General features: G+C 62.7%; 14 protein-coding genes. 11 read left to right on the top strand and 3 right to left on the bottom strand.

What is annotated here, in order from left to right:
* Positions 1-18 precede the first annotated feature (18 nt).
* From VGH41_RS17615 to VGH41_RS17595, 5 genes are all read left to right on the top strand, one after another.
* A complete protein-coding gene (locus tag VGH41_RS17615; protein WP_331598874.1) occupies positions 19-1,590 on the top strand; it encodes a DHA2 family efflux MFS transporter permease subunit in 1,572 nt (523 codons plus the stop codon).
* 10 nt (positions 1,591-1,600) lie between these two features.
* Complete coding sequence (locus VGH41_RS17610) at positions 1,601-3,040, top strand: efflux transporter outer membrane subunit (protein ID WP_331598792.1); 1,440 nt, start codon at positions 1,601-1,603, stop codon at positions 3,038-3,040.
* 68 nt (positions 3,041-3,108) lie between these two features.
* Positions 3,109-4,293, top strand: a complete 1,185-nt coding sequence (locus VGH41_RS17605) for an acetyl-CoA C-acyltransferase (protein ID WP_331598791.1) — start codon at positions 3,109-3,111, stop codon at positions 4,291-4,293.
* 154 nt (positions 4,294-4,447) lie between these two features.
* On the top strand, positions 4,448-5,383 hold the full coding sequence (panE, locus tag VGH41_RS17600) for a 2-dehydropantoate 2-reductase (RefSeq protein ID WP_331598790.1): 936 nt from the start codon (positions 4,448-4,450) through the stop codon (positions 5,381-5,383).
* 86 nt (positions 5,384-5,469) lie between these two features.
* Positions 5,470-5,769 carry a hypothetical protein gene (locus VGH41_RS17595; RefSeq protein ID WP_331598873.1) on the top strand — a complete coding sequence of 100 codons (300 nt, stop codon included), beginning with the start codon at positions 5,470-5,472 and terminating at the stop codon, positions 5,767-5,769.
* Between the two features lie 86 nt (positions 5,770-5,855).
* Here the strand turns inward: VGH41_RS17595 and VGH41_RS17590 are convergent, their stop codons facing one another.
* Positions 5,856-6,428 (bottom strand): helix-turn-helix domain-containing protein, encoded by a 573-nt coding sequence (locus VGH41_RS17590; protein WP_331598789.1) that lies wholly within the window; start codon positions 6,426-6,428, stop codon positions 5,856-5,858.
* A 462-nt stretch (positions 6,429-6,890) separates the two neighbouring features.
* Complete coding sequence (locus VGH41_RS17585; RefSeq protein WP_331598788.1) at positions 6,891-7,193, bottom strand: hypothetical protein; 303 nt, start codon at positions 7,191-7,193, stop codon at positions 6,891-6,893.
* A gap of 57 nt (positions 7,194-7,250) precedes the next feature.
* On the opposite strand from VGH41_RS17585, the gene VGH41_RS17580 reads away from it, so the two are divergent.
* From VGH41_RS17580 to VGH41_RS17555, 6 genes are all read left to right on the top strand, one after another.
* A complete protein-coding gene (locus VGH41_RS17580) occupies positions 7,251-8,771 on the top strand; it encodes an oligopeptide:H+ symporter (RefSeq protein ID WP_331598787.1) in 1,521 nt (506 codons plus the stop codon).
* A 453-nt stretch (positions 8,772-9,224) separates the two neighbouring features.
* Positions 9,225-9,671 carry an HU family DNA-binding protein gene (locus tag VGH41_RS17575; protein ID WP_331598786.1) on the top strand — a complete coding sequence of 149 codons (447 nt, stop codon included), beginning with the start codon at positions 9,225-9,227 and terminating at the stop codon, positions 9,669-9,671.
* A gap of 408 nt (positions 9,672-10,079) precedes the next feature.
* Entirely contained in the window at positions 10,080-11,489 is a 1,410-nt protein-coding gene (locus tag VGH41_RS17570) for a circularly permuted type 2 ATP-grasp protein (protein WP_331598785.1), read from the top strand.
* A 139-nt stretch (positions 11,490-11,628) separates the two neighbouring features.
* Complete coding sequence (locus tag VGH41_RS17565; protein WP_331598784.1) at positions 11,629-12,579, top strand: alpha-E domain-containing protein; 951 nt, start codon at positions 11,629-11,631, stop codon at positions 12,577-12,579.
* A gap of 13 nt (positions 12,580-12,592) precedes the next feature.
* Positions 12,593-13,393, top strand: coding sequence for a transglutaminase family protein (locus VGH41_RS17560; protein ID WP_331598783.1), 801 nt, complete (start codon positions 12,593-12,595; stop codon positions 13,391-13,393).
* Positions 13,394-13,487: 94 nt separating this feature from the next.
* Positions 13,488-14,366, top strand: a complete 879-nt coding sequence (locus VGH41_RS17555; protein WP_331598781.1) for a proteasome-type protease — start codon at positions 13,488-13,490, stop codon at positions 14,364-14,366.
* Positions 14,367-14,570: 204 nt separating this feature from the next.
* Here VGH41_RS17555 and VGH41_RS17550 read toward each other — a convergent pair whose 3' ends face one another.
* Positions 14,571-15,761 (bottom strand): porin, encoded by a 1,191-nt coding sequence (locus VGH41_RS17550; RefSeq protein ID WP_331598780.1) that lies wholly within the window; start codon positions 15,759-15,761, stop codon positions 14,571-14,573.
* Between the last annotated feature and the right edge of the window lie 231 nt (positions 15,762-15,992).

Here is a 15,992-nt window from a genome sequence, read left to right as displayed (position 1 = left end):
GCTTCGGTCATGTCCAGCATGAGCCGCCCGTCGCTCAACCCCGCTGATCAGCCGACCCGCACCAAAGTCTTCGCGTTTTCGCTGATGTGTCTCGGTTTCTTCATGGCGACCCTGGACATCCAGATCGTCGCGTCTTCGTTACGGGACATTGGCGGCGGCCTGTCCGCCAGCCAGGACGAGCTGTCGTGGGTGCAAACCTCTTACCTGATTGCCGAGATCATCGTGATTCCGATGTCGGGATGGCTGACGCGGGTGTTCTCGACGCGCTGGCTGTTTACGGTCTCTTCGCTCGGTTTCACGATCACGAGCATGCTCTGCGGTCTCGCGTGGGACATCAACTCGATGATCCTGTTTCGCGGCCTGCAAGGCGCGCTCGGCGCGGCGATGATTCCCACCGTGTTTACCACTGCGTTCATGCTGTTTCCCGGCAAGCAGCGCCTGATTGCGTCGACCACCATCGGCGCGCTGGCGTCGCTCGCGCCGACGATCGGACCGGTGATCGGCGGCTGGATTACCTCGCAATGGTCGTGGCACTGGCTGTTCTATCTGAACCTCGCGCCGGGGATTGTCGTCACGGCAATGGTGCCGAAATTCGTCCATGTCGACGAAGCAGATATTTCCTTGCTGAAGAAAGGCGATTACCTGGGAATCCTGTTGATGTCGGGATTTCTCGGCTGCCTCGAATACGTGCTTGAAGAAGGGCCGCGCAAAAACTGGTTCGGCGACGACGTGATCGTGCTGTGCACGTGGATCTCCGCGATCTGCGGCTTTCTGTTCCTCGTGCATGCGTTCACGGCCAGAGAGCCGATCGTCGATCTGCGCGCGCTGGCGATTCGCAACTTCGGCATCGGCAGTCTGCTGTCGTTCATCACGGGCGTGGGACTCTTCTGCGCGGTGTTTCTGACGCCCGTGTTTCTGGCGCGCGTGCGTGGCTTCGATTCATTGCAGATCGGGCTGGCGTTGCTGTCGGTTGGCTGTTTTCAGTTGCTGGCGCTGGCGGCCTATTCGACGCTGGCGCGCGTGATCGACATGCGTCTGTTGATGATATTCGGCCTCGTGTGCTTTGGCCTGGGCTGCTACCTGTACGTGCCGTTGACCAGTCAGTGGGGCTGGCAGGAACTGCTGCTGCCGCAGGCGTTGCGCGGCATCGGACAGCAGTTTTGCGTGCCGCCCATCGTCACGATGGCGCTCGGTTCGCTGCCGCCGTCGCGGCTCAAATCAGCGAGCGGGCTGTTTAACCTGATGCGCAATCTGGGCGGCGCGATCGGCATCGCCGTGAGCAGCACGATGCTCAACGACCGCCTGAACCTGCACTACGAGCGGCTCGACGAGCACGTCACGGCCGGGCGTCCGGTCGTTCAGGCGCTGTTGCATCAACAGGCCGCGCGTCTTGCCGCAGTCGGCGGCGACGCGTTGAATGCCGGCCACGCGGGGCTGGATCTGCTGCATACGCTGCTGCTGCGCGAGGCGCTCGTGCTGACCTTTTCCGATGCTTTCCTCGCGGTGGCGCTCTGTTTTGTCGTGGGGCTCCTGAGCGTGGCGTTTTCGCGGCCGTTCGGCAACAACGCGCCGCCTCCGGATGCGCATTGAGGATCTTCAGATGAAATCGAATATGGCCAGACCGGCAATCGTGAGCGCGGTGTTGCTGAGCCTCGCGGCATGCGCGGTACAGCCCGAGCAACACGCGGACCTTCCGCACACCGTCAAAACCGTCGCGCCCGCTGCGTGGAGCGTCGACGCGCCGCAAGACACGCTCGATGCCAACGCCTGGTGGGCGAACTTCGGCGACCCGGTCATGCATCAGCTGATCGACTCCGTGCTGAACGGCAATCTGGATGTGCAGGCCGCGGTCGAGCGCGTGAAGCAGGCGCACAACCTCGAAACGCAGCAACGTTCGAACTTGCTGCCCGAACTGGATGCCACCGCAATCGTCGCGGATCAGCGGGAAAACGCGCCGCCACCGCTCGGCTACGTGCGTCAGGCGGGTTTCGGCGTGGCGGCGAGCTGGACGCCGGACGTATTCGGTGGCGAGCGGCTCGCAGTGCTGGCCGCGCAGGCGCAGGTGTCGCATCGTGAGGGCGCGTTGAACGAATTGCGCCTCGCGCTGGCGGCGAATACCGCAGGCGCGTACATCGACTTGCGCTGGGCGCAGTCGCAACTGCAGATTCTCAACGACAACGAGCAGATCCGCAGTCACGCCTTGAAGCTAACGCAGGAGCGTCTGCATTACGGCCTGTCCACCCAGCTCGACGTCGCCCGCGCGCAAAACCAGTTGCAGGATCTGCAAGCCCAGATTCCGCACGTGCAGGCGCTCATCCAGCATCAGTTGAGCCTGATCGCGGTCTACGCGGGCCGCACGCCGGAGAGCGTCGACAGTCTGCTGCTCACGCAGGCACGCGAGATCCCGGTACCGGCGCAAAGCGTGCCGCAGATGCTGCCGTCGGAAGCCTTGTTGCGGCGCCCCGATGTGCGCACCGCATACGCAGGCGTGGAGCAGCGTGCGGCGGAAGTGGGCGTGTCGAAGGCGCAGCGCTATCCGCAGTTCAGGCTGAATCTCGCGGATGGCTTGCTGGCTTCGTCGTATCTCGGCTTGCCCACGCTGACCGACAACCTCTTTAGCGCGGCGCTGAATGCGACGAGTCCGATTTTCAACGCCGGCCGCATCACCGCGAATATCGACGAAAACGAAAGCAGGATGCGTGAATCGCAGCTCGGTCTGCAGCAGACCATGCTGCAGGCGCTCAAGGAAGTCGAGGACACCCGCAGCGATCTCGTCAGCGACGCCACGCAGGTGGATCGTCTGGGCGGGGCGCTGGATGCGTCCGGTCACGCGTTGCGGCTGTCCACCGAACTTTACAAGGACGGCGCTTCGAGCTTCCTCGATGTGCTCGCCGCGCAAGAAGCGTATCTGCTCGATTCGGAGTCGCTCAACCAGGCCAAACGCCAGCACGCGCTGGCTGCGGTCGCGTTGTACCGGTCGCTGGGCGGCGGCTGGGATGCGCCCGTGGGTGACGTGGCGACGGCGGCGGCAACGAATTGATCTGACCTGAGAAGCCACCTCGGTCGTTCGAGGCGGCGGTGTGCAGTTCTTCAAAGTGAGAGATGACCATGAATACCCGAGACGTAGTGATCTGCAATCCGGTGAGAACGCCGATTGGCGCCTATAACGGCACGCTGAAAGACGTGCCCGCGACGGAGCTCGGCGCGCTCGCCGTACGCGCAACGCTCAGTCGCAGCGGTCTTGCCGCAGCTGAGCTGGCTTCGGTCGTGCTGGGCAATGTGATTCAGGCGGGCAACAAGATGAACCCGGCGCGCCAGGCGGCAATCGGCGGCGGCGTGCCGGTGTCGGTGCCGGCGCTGACGGTGAATCGGGTGTGCGGCTCGGGCGCGCAGGCCATTGCGTCGGCGGCACACGAAATCTGGCTCGGTCTGGGCGACGCGGCGGTGGCGGGCGGCATGGAAAACATGGACCGCGCCCCGTATCTGCTGGACGGCGGCCGCTGGGGCTACCGGATGGGCAACGCGCAGGTGCACGACAGCATGCTGCGCGACGGCCTCGTCGATGCCTTCTCCGGCGAACATTCCGGCTGGCACACCGAAGACCTCGTGACGCAGATGGACATCACCCGCGAGGCGCAGGACCGCTGGGCCGCGCGCTCGCAACAGCGCTTTGTGGCCGCACAGGAACAAGGTCTGTTCGATGCCGAAGTGGTCGCCGTCGAAGTGCCCGGCCGCAAGGCGCCCGTGCGTTTCGCGCGCGACGAACAGCCCCGCGCGGATACCACCGTCGAAACGCTCGCGAGGCTGCGCCCGGCGTTCCGTCCCGACGGCACGATTACCGCCGGCAACGCGCCCGGTCTGAATAGCGGCGCGGCGGCCATGGTGGTGGCGGAACGCGGTTTTGCCGAGGCCCACGGCATCGAGCCGTTCGCGCGGCTCGTGGCCTACGGCATCGCGGCTGTCGAGCCCGGCATGTTCGGCCTCGGCCCGGTGCCGGCCGTCCAGATGGCGCTGGCGCGCGCGGGCTGGCAACTGAAGGACGTCGAGCGGGTCGAGATCAACGAAGCTTTCGCGGCCGTGCCGCTGGCCGTGTTGCGGCAACTCGGGCTCGCCGAGGAACTCGTCAACGTCGAGGGCGGCGCGATCGCGCACGGTCATGCGATCGGTGCAACCGGCGCGGTACTGACAACCCGCCTGATCCATTCGATGCGCCGCGACGGTCTCAAGCGCGGGATCGTGACGTTGTGCATCGGCGGTGGCCAAGGCATCGCACTAGCGCTCGAAATGCTCTGAGACGGGCTGGGTTCGGACCACGGCGGCGGTGCAAAGCGGGAATCTTTGCTACATTCTCGCGAATGCCCGGTTTGCGTGAGCGCGCCGGGCCGGCAATGGCACGGCGCGGCACCGCGCCCGTGGTCAGAACAACAGATCATCCCGAGAGACAACGATGCGAATTCTCGTAGTAGGAGCAGGTGCGGTAGGCGGTTACTTCGGCGGGCGTCTGGCGCACGCCGGCCGCGACGTGACGTTTCTGGTGCGGGCGGGGCGGGCCGAAGAACTGCGCCGCGCGGGCCTCGTCATCAAAAGCGCGCGTGGCGATCTGACGCTGCGTGACGTCAAGACCATACTGGCCACGGACCCCGCCGAGCCCTTCGATCTGGTACTGCTGAGCTGCAAGGCCTACAACCTCGACGATGCGATCGCGTCGTTCGAACCGTTCGTGGGGCCATCCACGCGGATTCTGCCGCTCCTGAACGGCATGCGGCACATCGACGTGCTGACGCAAAAGTTCGGCACGCAACACGTGCTGGGCGGCCAGTGCGTGATTGCCGCCACGCTGAACCGGGAACGCGAAATCGTGCATCTGAACGAGTTGCATGCGCTGACCTTCGGCGAACTGGACGGGGGGCCGTCCGAGCGCGTGAGCGCGATTGACGCAGTGCTGAGCGGCGCCGGTTTCGATGCAATGACGAGCGACACTATCCTGCTGCGCATGTGGGAAAAGTGGGTGTTCCTCGCGACGCTCGCGGCCAGCACGTGTCTGTTCCGCGGCTCGATCGGCGCTATTTTGAGCACACCGGACGGCCGGCGCGTGATCGAAGGCCTGCTCGGCGAATGTCGCGCGGTGGCGCAGCACAACGGCTTCATGATGGGCCCGGAGTTCGACTCGCGCGCCACGCAGACGCTCTTTACGCCGTCGCCGCTGACCGCTTCGATGCTGCGCGACGTTGAAAATCACGCCCGTACCGAGGCCGACCATATTCTCGGCGATCTGATCCAGCGCGGCGGTGTCGCGCAGCAGCGGGACGCCGGGCTGTCGTTGCTGCGCATTGCGTATAGCCATCTGAAAGCCTACGAGGCACGCCAGGCAGGCGCGGCCTGACGTTCCCGCGGCGCTGGCGGTCATACCCCTTGCAGTAGAATCAGCGCATCCGCGATAGAGCGGCCGGCGTGCGACAGGAGGAAATGATGCACAGTCCAACGGGGTCGGTGGCGGCACTGAGTTCGGCGGCGGCGACGATGTTTTCAGTCGGCATCATTTTCCTCGGTTACTGGGGAATTCACGAGGCCTCACCCTGGCACATCGCGGATGTACTCGTCGTGGCGCTCGCGCTGACGGGTTTCGCCTGCCTCGGTCTGGTGCCGTGGGTCGCGACGCGCCCGGTCGAATCCGACACCAGCGACGCCGGCATGCGCGTTGCTCGGCGTCTGTTCGTGGCGGGCATGAGCGGCATCTGGCTTGCGGTTGCGCTGTCATTGTTGACGTGATGCCAGGGCACCGACACCAGTACTCCTGATGAATCAGGCAGCAAGTTGTCTCGAACCGGATCCCCGCCTGCGAGCACGCCCGCCTGTCAGAACAGTCGCGGCGTGCCGACCCACACCACCAGCGATTCGCCACGTGCGGTATTGGCCCAGCTGTGCGGCACCGTCGATTCGTAGTGCGCGCTGTCTCCTGCCTGCAGCGAAAAGGTCTTGCCCTCCAGCGTCAACGACACCTTGCCGCTGATCACATAGAGAAACTCTTCGCCCGCGTGAGTATTGACCTCCGAGCGCTTCTGCCCGGGCGGCATCTTGACGAGGATGGCTTCCAGTTGCCGGCCGCCAGTCAGATTGGTCAGACGCGCGAACAGATTGGCCGAATCGGCGAAACCGAAAAACTTCAATTGATCGCCGCGGCTCACCGAGCGCTCTTCACTGGGCGTGTCGACGAAATACTGCACCGTGACGCCGAGCGCGCTGGCAATTCCCGCCAGCGACGTGAGCGACGGCGTGGCGAGCCCGCGTTCCACTTGAGAGAGAAAAGGCTTGGAAATGCGCGCCGCGGTGGCCGTTTCATCGAGCGTACGCTTCAGGCGTTGCCGAAGCGCGCGTATCTTGCTACCCAGCTCGAGGGCCGGATTTTTGTTTTCAGTTTTCGTGACCATAGCAGGATGAATCAGCCCGTCAAAAATATGTTTGATGTTAGTAAACAAAATTTGATAGCCTTGGAGGCCATCGCGATAGGGTGAGTATGCCCGTCAGGCATTTGTTTTCGAAATATCGCGCCATGTTGCCAGAAGCACAGCCGCTTACCGCTAATTGACGGGTAAGCGATTACGTTTCAAAACGCCATGGGCGTTAAACGTGGCGCCCTGCTGAAGATTCAAATGTTTGATGCATCGGGCGCTTAAATCAATTGATATGTGGCGGACTCATGGATGATATCGCGGGCAAAGGCGCGGCAAAATGTGTGATCGCCCATTGTGCGGGGTGATACGCATAAGTGAATTCCCTGAGTGACGCAAGCGGCTGCCCTCCGGAGAATCGCGGCGCTTGCGGGAGAACCGGAACCTTCGCCCGTATCACCGGCCATTTGCCATCCCCGCGTGCAGCGATCCTGCGTGCGGTTATCCGGCGCGGCGTTTTACCCCGACTGCTGCCGCCAACCTGAGATGAGTGTCACCGTTGACCCGTATCGCCATGTCTTGTTTACTGCCGGCTTCATCAGCCCTTCCACTGGCTGGCTTGTCTGCCGCGCCGTTGGCCGCCCCGGCCGCCGGCTTGCGCGCGTGCCACGGCGGCGCGCCGTTTCCCAATAGTTGCAGATGCGCGCGGTTCGAGCGCGACGCGCCTTCCTGATTTGCCCGCCGCCCGCAGTTTACAGATTCGTTTCCAGTTCCAGTTTCCAGCAGTGCGCCGATCCACCACACGCCAGCTCGTCGATACGTGCGCTGCCGTAATCGACAAGCAAGAATACGAGGTACACGATGAATTCAACCGTATCCCAGACTCGATCGTTTTCGACAGTCTTCCTGATCGAGATGTGGGAGCGTTTCGGCTACTACGGGATGGCCGCGCTGCTGGTCCTGTTCATGATCGACAAGCTCGGCTTTACCGACAGTCATGCCACGCTCACCTGGGGCGCTTTCACGGCGCTCGTCTATGCCGCGCCTTCGGTCGGCGGCTGGATCGGCGACAAGATTCTCGGCGCGCGCCGCACCATGGTGTTCGGCGCACTCGTGCTGTGCTGCGGCTATTTCATGCTCGCCATGCCGAACGATCAGCTCAATTACATGTACGGATCGCTCGGCGTGATCGTGGTCGGTAACGGCCTCTTCAAGGCGAATGCTGCGAACCTGGTGCGCCGCATCTACGAAGGTGACGACGCGCGCATCGACAGCGCGTTCACGATCTACTACATGGCGGTCAACATCGGCTCGACGGTGTCGATGCTCGCCACACCCTGGATCAAGGACCACTGGGGCTGGCACGCCGCCTTTGCGGTGTGCTGCGCGGGCATGCTGCTCGCGGTGGTGAACTACTTCATCATGTTCCGCACGCTGGCGCACGTGGGCTCCGTGCCGGATGCCGAACCGGTGCGCTGGCAGCGTCTCGGCGCGGTCGCGCTCGGCGGTGTCGTGCTCGGTCTTGCGACGATGTTCGTGCTGCAGCACAAAGCCATCGCGGTGGCCTGCGTGTACGCGGCGGGCGTCGCGATCCTGGCGATCTTTGGCTACATGCTGATCAAATGCGAACGCTCGGAACGGGCCGGTCTGATCGCGGCGCTGGTGCTCACACTCCAGGCCATTCTGTTCTTCGTGTTTTATCAGCAGATGTCGACCTCGCTTACGCTGTTCGCGGTACGCAACGTCGATCCGCGTTTCTCGCTGTTCGGCACCACGCTCTTCACGTGGAGCGCGGCGCAGTTCCAGGCGCTCAACCCGATCTGGATCATGCTGCTGAGCCCGATTCTCGCGGTGCTGTACACGAAGCTGGCGAAAAGCGGCAACGACGTGTCGGTGGCGGCGAAGTATGCAATCGGCTTCGTGGTGGTGGCAGCGGGCTTCTTCGTCTACGCGGTGAGCGGCCGTTACGCCGTCGACGGCCGGGTCTCGTCGTGGTTCATGGTGGGCGGCTACGGCCTCTATTCGCTTGGCGAACTGCTGGTGAGCGGCCTGGGTCTGGCAATGATTGCGCGTTACGTGCCGACACGCATGAGCGGCTTCCTGATGGGTGCGTATTTCGTGGCAACCGGCGTGTCGGGCTACCTGGGTAGCGTGGTGGCGAACTTCGCGCAGATGCCGTCCGGCGATCTCGATCCGCTGCAGTCGCTGCCGCTCTATACGAAGCTGTTCATGGGACTCGGCTGGGTCGCGGCGCTCGGCGCGCTGGTGGCGGTGCTGCTGTTGCCGCTGATGGGCCGGCTGTCGCGTGAGCATCATCGCAGCAGCAATGAGGCGCGCAACGACGCGCGGCAGGCCGAAGAATTGTCGGCGGCAGCCAAATAGTTCGTCGTATGCCGGGTTGCCTCGACCCGGTGAGAGGATCCACAAGGGCGCGCCGAGCAGTCGGGCGCCCTTTGTCGTATACGGCCGTCGCGGCGTCGGGCGCGTTGCACGAGACGCATCACATGCTGCAAAAAACGCTTGCTGGAGCGGCTTTTATCGCAGCAAGCGCGCTTCTTCTGCGGCGCAATGTCACGCAGCAGGATCGCGTTCAGACGGTTTTTCTTCGCTTCAAGCGTCACCTGGGCAGACCGCCTCCTAACGCATCCGATCGCGTTTACCCCTGAAAATACGAGTCAAAATGTGTTGCGGAGTCAGCGCCACGCAACAAACCGTAACCGATCTACACAAAAGAGTCGCGCAAAATGCATTAGCGCTTGTAGAATCCGGGCTTGAAGCATGCGCATACCGCTCGTGCTTCAGTGCATTCACTGACCAACAACAGGTAGGAGAAACATGCCGACTTCCGCAAAAAAGGTGGCCAAGAAGGCTGCTACGGTACCGACCAAGAAGGTTGCTGCGAAGAAAGTTCCTGCGAAGAAAGTCGCAGCTAAGAAGGTCGCCGTGAAGGCGTCCGGCGCACCGTCGCCGATCAAGGACACCTTCACGAAGGCCTCGCTGGCTGCTCACGTCGCAGAACGTGCTGCTGTTGAACCGAAGGCTGCCAAGGCTGTGCTGGCCGCGCTCGAAGACACGATCCTCGGCGCAGTCCACAAGAAGGGTGCTGGCGAATTCACGCTGTCGGGTCTTCTGAAGATCGTCGTGCAAGCTGTTCCGGCGAAGAAGAAGCGCTTCGGCAAGGACCCGTTCACGGGTGAAGAGCGTTGGTTCCCGGCCAAGCCGGCTAGCGTGCGCATCAAGGCACGTCCGCTGAAGAAGCTGAAGGACGCAGCAGCAAGCTGATCTGACGCGCATGACGTCACGCCGTTTTCGAACGGCGGTTCACGTCTTGCCGGTCAGAAGTCCGGAAGTTCATGAAGCGCAAAAAATCCCCGCGGGTGCCAATCCGCGGGGATTTTTTATGGGCGCTCGATACCCGCAAGCAACTGAACGGGTTTGCGTCGAGCGCACCGGTTTGGATGAATCTCGCAGCATTACGTCTGTAAACGGTACGGGATGCACCGCAGTAGCGCATTGCGGGCCGCCGCAGTACGATGGTGCGCAAGCCGTGCCGGCGCGGATGCGCCGTTTATGGGCATCCGCTGGGCTGTGTGTGGGGAAAGCCAATGGCATAGCGCTTGCTTTTAACGTGTCGAACACCGAATGCGCAGCGCATTCGCCTTCTATCCGACAAAAAGAGCGGGGCGTGACATGCGATGCTATGACGAGATGCGTCATCACGATGAAGCCGTGCGGCCTCACTACGCGCGCTTTGAGCGGTGGCTGGCGAAACAGGGCAACGAGGCCATCGCGCGCAAGCGCGCGGAGGCCGACCTGCTGTTTCGCCGGGTGGGCATCACCTTCGCGGTCAACGGCGATCTGTCCGGCACGGAACGGCTCATCCCGTTCGATCTGATCCCGCGGATCATTCCGCGCGGCGAATGGCAGACGCTCGAAGCGGGTCTGCGGCAGCGCGTGCAGGCGCTCAATCTGTTTATCCACGACGTCTATCACGACCGCAATATCGTGCGCGCGGGTATCGTGCCCGCCGAACAGGTCTATACCAATGCGCAGTATCGGCCCGAAATGCAGGGCGTCAACGTGCCGCTCGGCGTGTATGCGCATATTGCCGGCGTGGATGTTGTGCGCGCCGGCGATGACGGCGCGTTTTACGTGCTTGAAGACAACCTGCGGGTGCCGTCCGGCGTCTCCTACATGCTGGAAAACCGCAAGATGATGATGCGGTTGTTCCCTGAGCTGTTCGTGCAGAACCGCATTGCGCCGGTCGCGCACTATCCCGATCTGTTGCTGGATACCTTGCGTTCGGTCGCACCGGAAGGCGTCGACGATCCGGTTGTCGTGGTGCTCACGCCGGGCATGTACAACTCGGCGTATTTCGAGCACACGTTTCTCGCGCAGCAGATGGGCGTGGAACTGGTGGAGGGCAAGGACCTCTTCGTCGACGACAACTATGTGTTCATGCGTACTACCCAGGGTCCGAAGCGGGTCGATGTGATCTACCGTCGGGTGGACGACGACTTTCTCGATCCGCTCGCCTTCCGCGCCGATTCCGCGCTCGGCGTGCCGGGTCTGCTGACGGCGTACCGGGCCGGACGTGTGGCGCTCGCCAATGCAATGGGCACCGGCATCGCCGACGACAAATCGATCTATCCGTATGTGCCGGAGATGATCGGGTTTTACCTCGGCGAAAAGCCGATCCTCAATAACGTGCCGACCTTCCAGTGTCGCAAGCCGGACGATCTCGCCTATACGCTCGCGCATCTGCCTGAGCTGGTCGTCAAGGAAGTGCACGGCGCGGGCGGCTACGGCATGCTCGTCGGGCCTGCTTCGACCACGGCCGAAATCGAGGCTTTCCGCGAGCGTCTGATCGCGCGTCCCGCGGGTTATATCGCGCAGCCGACGCTGGCGTTGTCGGCCTGTCCGACCTTTGTCGAAGCGGGCATTGCACCGCGCCATATCGACCTGCGTCCGTTCGTGCTGTCCGGCAAGACCGTGACGATGTGCGCCGGCGGTCTGACCCGGGTGGCGCTGCAGGAAGGCTCGCTGGTGGTCAATTCATCGCAGGGGGGCGGCACCAAAGACACCTGGATGGTCGACTGAAGGGGTTGCGGGTGCGGCCATAGACTCCGTCATGTGACCGTGCCCGCAACAAGGAATGCCGGCGGCGCGAGCGGCCGGCGCGAACGGGTAACCAGCGCAAAGCCTCAGCGCCTTGCGTCATCAATCATGGAAAGCCGTCATGCTAAGCCGCACTGCCGATCACCTCTTCTGGATGGCCCGTTACATGGAGCGCGCCGAGAACACCGCGCGCATGCTGGATATCAACCTGAAGGCGCTGCTGCTGCCGCAGACGCCCGAGCAGGAGGCCCGCGCGCAGCGTTCGGTGCTGCGCATCTCCGAACTCGAGGCGGCTTTCGCGCAACGCTACGACGAACCCGCGCGCGAGCACGTGCTCGATTTCATGGTGGCGGATGCCACCAATCCTTCGAGCATTCATTCCTGTCTGCAGGCCGCGCGTGAAAATGCCCGGGCGGTGCGGGGCACGCTGACGACCGAATGGTGGGAAACCATCAACGACACGTGGCTCGAATTCAACGAGCGCACCGCGGCCGGGCAGTTGACCGCGAATCCGGATGAACTGTTCGAGTGGGTCAAGTTCCGTTCGCACCTGTCGCGCGGCGTGACGATCGGTACCGCGCTGCAGGACGATGCGTTCTTCTTTACGCAGTTGGGCACGTACCTGGAGCGCGCGGATAACACAGCGCGGATTCTCGACGTGCGCTTTGCCGACGTCGAACCGAATTCACGCGACGCCGCCCGTCAGCTCGAAGACTTCTATTACTGGACCTCGATTCTCAGTTCGGTGTCGGCGCTGGAGATCTACCGCAAGGTGTATCGCGATGTCGTCACGCCGGCGCGCGTGGTCGAACTGATGATCCTGAATCAGCAGATGCCGCGCTCCCTGCTGGCGTCGCTGGATGGCGTATGCGCGAATCTGGCGATGCTGCGCACGCAGGGTTCCAACCAGTGCGAGCGCTTTGCCGGCAAGCTGCGCGCGGAGCTGGTGTATTCCGACATCCGGCAGATTTTCGAAGCTGGTCTGCATGCCTATCTGACGCAGTTTCTGGCGCGCGTGTTCGAACTCGGCAATCTGGTGGCGCGCACCTATCTGATGCTGCCAGTCGCCTGACGGAGTTTTCTTTATGTACCTGACGATCCGCCACGACACTTCCTATCGCTACGAAGCGACCGTTCATTATTCGATCCAGCAGTTGCGCCTGACGCCGGCTAGCGGCGCGGCGCAGTCGGTGCGACGCTGGAGTATCGACGCGCCCGGCAAGCTCGACGCCACCTTCGATGCGTACGGCAACGTGCTGCACACGCTGGTGCTGAACAAGCCGCACAGCGAGATTCGCGTGCACGTGTCCGGCGAAGTGGACACCATTCCGCTCGTCGACGGTCTGCTGCCGGACACCGCCGGTGCGGTGCCGCTCGAACATTTCACCTGCGCGACGCGCCTGACCGAAGCCGACGCGGCCGTGCGCGAACTGGCTGAATCGGTGCCCATGCTGGGCTCGCCGGGCGGACTGATCGTGCTCGCGGAGCAGATAGTGCAGCGGGTGCAGTACCGGCCGGGCAGCACCGAAGTGACCAGTACGGCGGCTGAAGCGCTCGCGCTCGGCAAGGGCGTGTGCCAGGACCACGCGCATCTGATGCTCGCCTGCTGTCGCGCGCGCGGCCTTCCGGCGCGCTACGTGAGCGGCTATATCGAACCGGGCGACGTGCCGCACGGCGCGAGCCACGCGTGGGTCGACGTGTGGCTGAGCGGCGTGGGCTGGACCTCCGTGGACGTCACGCACGCCAGCTTCGCCAGCGAAATCTACTGCCGTCTGGCGGCGGCGCGCGACTACGAGGCGGCTGCACCGGTGCGCGGCCGGCGCATTGGCGGCCTGGAAGAGAAACTGAATGTTTCCGTGACAGTGAGTGCGCAAGTGCCGCAGTAGTGGCAGAGTAGCGCCACAGTAAGCGGAGTTGCACGGAGGGCGCAGCGGCGCCGCTTTACAATGGCGGCGTTGGCGGGTCTTTCTGGATACTTTTATGACTTATTGTGTGGCGATGTGCGTGGACGAGGGGCTCGTCTTTCTTTCCGACACGCGGACCAATGCGGGCGTCGATCACATCAGCACCGCGCGCAAGATGACGGTTTTCGAACTGCCCGGCGAGCGTGTGCTGGTGCTGCTGGGCGCCGGCAATCTGTCGCTCACGCAGGCCGTGCTGCACGAACTGAGCGAACCGTCCGAGCCCGAGCGGCCCACGCTATGGACCGCGCCTACCATGGCCGACGCCGCGCGCGTGGTAGGCCAGGCGGTGCGCGACGTGCACCAGCGTGAAGCGCAGGCGTTGCAGGAATTCGGTGTCGAGTTCAATTGCAGCTTCATCCTGGGCGGCCAGATTGCCGTTACGGGCAAGCAGCATGGCGGCAAGCCGCAACTCTTCATGATCTATTCGGCGGGCAATTTCATCGAATCGTCGAGCGTGAATCCGTATTTCCAGATCGGCGAATCGAAATATGGCAAGCCGATCATCGACCGGGTGCTCACGCCCACTACGCCGCTCGACGAAGCCGCCAAATGCGCGCTGATTTCGATGGATTCGACGCTGCGCTCGAATCTCTCAGTGGGCTTGCCGCTCGATCTGCTGGTCTACGAAAAGGATGCGCTGAAGGTGACGCGCTTTGTTTCCGTGGATCACGACAATGCCTACTTCGAGATGATCCATCGGACATGGGGCGAACGCCTGCGTCAGGTGTTCGGCGAGATCCCCGATCCCGACTGGCAGGAGTCGACCAACGTGCCGTTGCAGCGCCGCGAGCGCGCGCTGGTGTTGCATCGTGCGCCGGTGGCGAGCGATGACGCAGTGACCGCCAAGCCCGCCCAGACGCTGGCGCAAGCCGACAAGAACAAGACGCAGCGCTAACGGTAGCGTCGGGCGGCGGTGAACGATTGCCGCCGTTCTTTTCCGCTTTTACCCCGCATTTTCCCGCTCGCCACAGTCCCGGACGCGTGGCGCGTCGTCGTGTGACGCCTGTAAAAAGCCGGCAACCATAAAAAAAGCCAACCACCGGCTTGGCGCCTGTGGCTGGCTTTAAACAGCGTCCTGCTAGTTGTTCGTCAAATCCAGTTAGAACTTGTGACGAATACCGAGGCTGACGACTTCTTGCGAGCTGCTGCTGGACGGGTTGCCGTAGTCGGCAGCCGAAGCCACTGCAGTTTGCGTCGTCGTTGCGTTGACACGTTGCGTACCGTTGGCGTGCTGATAAACGCCGAGCAGGTAGATGTCCGTGCGCTTCGACAGGTTGTAGTCGCCGCCCAGCGACACCTGATTGTACGTAGCCGACGTGTCGCCCGCGCCATGCGTATACGTATAGGCCAGACCGATCAAGGCAGCCGGCGTCACCTGGTAGCCAAGGTAGCCGCCAGCGACGTTGTAGCGCTCGGTCGATGCGAAGGCCGACGAAGCATCCGCCTTGTATTGCGCGTTGCTGTAACGGATGGCTGCCGTGAACGGGCCCGTCACGTATTGACCCGCCACCGAAGCGATGCCGATCGACTTCGCCGATGCGTATGCGCTGTTGATGATCGAGTCGAACGTGCCGTCCGAGGTGGCGCCCGTGCCCCAGCCCGGAGCCGTCGTCAGGCTGCCGCCGCGGCCGGCGAACGTCGATGCGTTGTCCATACGGATGTAGCCAGCGGCCACGCTGAACGGGCCCGTGCCGTAGGTTGCGGCACCCGACCACGTTTGACCCGAACCCGTCGAACCAGCGACACCGCCGAATGCGTAGAAGCCTTCGAACTGGAAGCCAGACCATACCGGCGAGGCGTACTTGATCGAGTTGTTCGTGCGCGAGCTGTTGTCGTTATTGTCGACGTCGCCTGGCGTGGTGAACGTGCTGCCGAAGTAGTTGTCGGCCGTGACCGGCTGAACCAGGTCGACCAGCGGGTCATACTGGCGACCGAGGGTCACCGTACCGTAGCTGTCCTGCTCGAGACCCACGTATGCCTGGCGACCGAACAGCTTCGAGCTGCCGTTGTAGGTGCCCATGGTGCCGTTGTTCACGTTGAAGCCGTTTTCCAACTGGAAGATTGCCTTCAGACCACCGCCCAGATCTTCCGTGCCCTTCAAGCCCCAGCGATCGCCCTGGATGTTACCGGCGTACATCTGCCACAGGTTGTCGCCCTTGGCATTGACGTTGTGTTGGTACTGAATGGACTCGTCGATCACGCCATACAGCGTGACGCTGCTCTGTGCATGCGCTGCACCTGCTGCACCCAGCAGTGCCAGCGAGAGGGTAGACAGTGCGAATTTTTTCATCCGTTTCTCCACGCGATGTTGGTTTCGTTGTTGCGGAAAGGAGAATAGCGCAGCGTGTCTGGGCGTAAGAAACGAAAAAAAATGAGTGTCGTCTAAATGTGACACCGGCAGAAAACCCTTATGAAATAGGCTCTTAGTTGATTGTTGTGAAAACGTCAATAGTGTATGGATAAAAACGAATTATTGTTGTTTTGTTTATAGTGATCGTTGAGATAGGACCGCCGTCGCGGC

The sequence above is a fragment of the Paraburkholderia sp. genome (genome assembly GCF_036488795.1).
Lineage (GTDB): Bacteria > Pseudomonadota > Gammaproteobacteria > Burkholderiales > Burkholderiaceae > Paraburkholderia.
Note: the sequence above shows the minus strand (reverse complement) of the source record. Positions and strands in the feature narration are given on the sequence as shown.

Coding starts and splice junctions, on each gene's coding strand:
- VGH41_RS17580 (WP_331598787.1), top strand. CDS start 7,251: ATGAATTCAACCGTATCCCAGACTCGATCGTTTTCGACAGTCTTCCTG.
- VGH41_RS17605 (WP_331598791.1), top strand. CDS start 3,109: ATGAATACCCGAGACGTAGTGATCTGCAATCCGGTGAGAACGCCGATT.
- VGH41_RS17590 (WP_331598789.1), bottom strand. CDS start 6,428: ATGGTCACGAAAACTGAAAACAAAAATCCGGCCCTCGAGCTGGGTAGC.
- VGH41_RS17575 (WP_331598786.1), top strand. CDS start 9,225: ATGCCGACTTCCGCAAAAAAGGTGGCCAAGAAGGCTGCTACGGTACCG.
- VGH41_RS17555 (WP_331598781.1), top strand. CDS start 13,488: ATGACTTATTGTGTGGCGATGTGCGTGGACGAGGGGCTCGTCTTTCTT.
- VGH41_RS17550 (WP_331598780.1), bottom strand. CDS start 15,761: ATGAAAAAATTCGCACTGTCTACCCTCTCGCTGGCACTGCTGGGTGCA.
- VGH41_RS17615 (WP_331598874.1), top strand. CDS start 19: ATGAGCCGCCCGTCGCTCAACCCCGCTGATCAGCCGACCCGCACCAAA.
- VGH41_RS17560 (WP_331598783.1), top strand. CDS start 12,593: ATGTACCTGACGATCCGCCACGACACTTCCTATCGCTACGAAGCGACC.
- VGH41_RS17565 (WP_331598784.1), top strand. CDS start 11,629: ATGCTAAGCCGCACTGCCGATCACCTCTTCTGGATGGCCCGTTACATG.
- VGH41_RS17610 (WP_331598792.1), top strand. CDS start 1,601: ATGAAATCGAATATGGCCAGACCGGCAATCGTGAGCGCGGTGTTGCTG.
- VGH41_RS17595 (WP_331598873.1), top strand. CDS start 5,470: ATGCACAGTCCAACGGGGTCGGTGGCGGCACTGAGTTCGGCGGCGGCG.
- panE (WP_331598790.1), top strand. CDS start 4,448: ATGCGAATTCTCGTAGTAGGAGCAGGTGCGGTAGGCGGTTACTTCGGC.
- VGH41_RS17570 (WP_331598785.1), top strand. CDS start 10,080: ATGCGATGCTATGACGAGATGCGTCATCACGATGAAGCCGTGCGGCCT.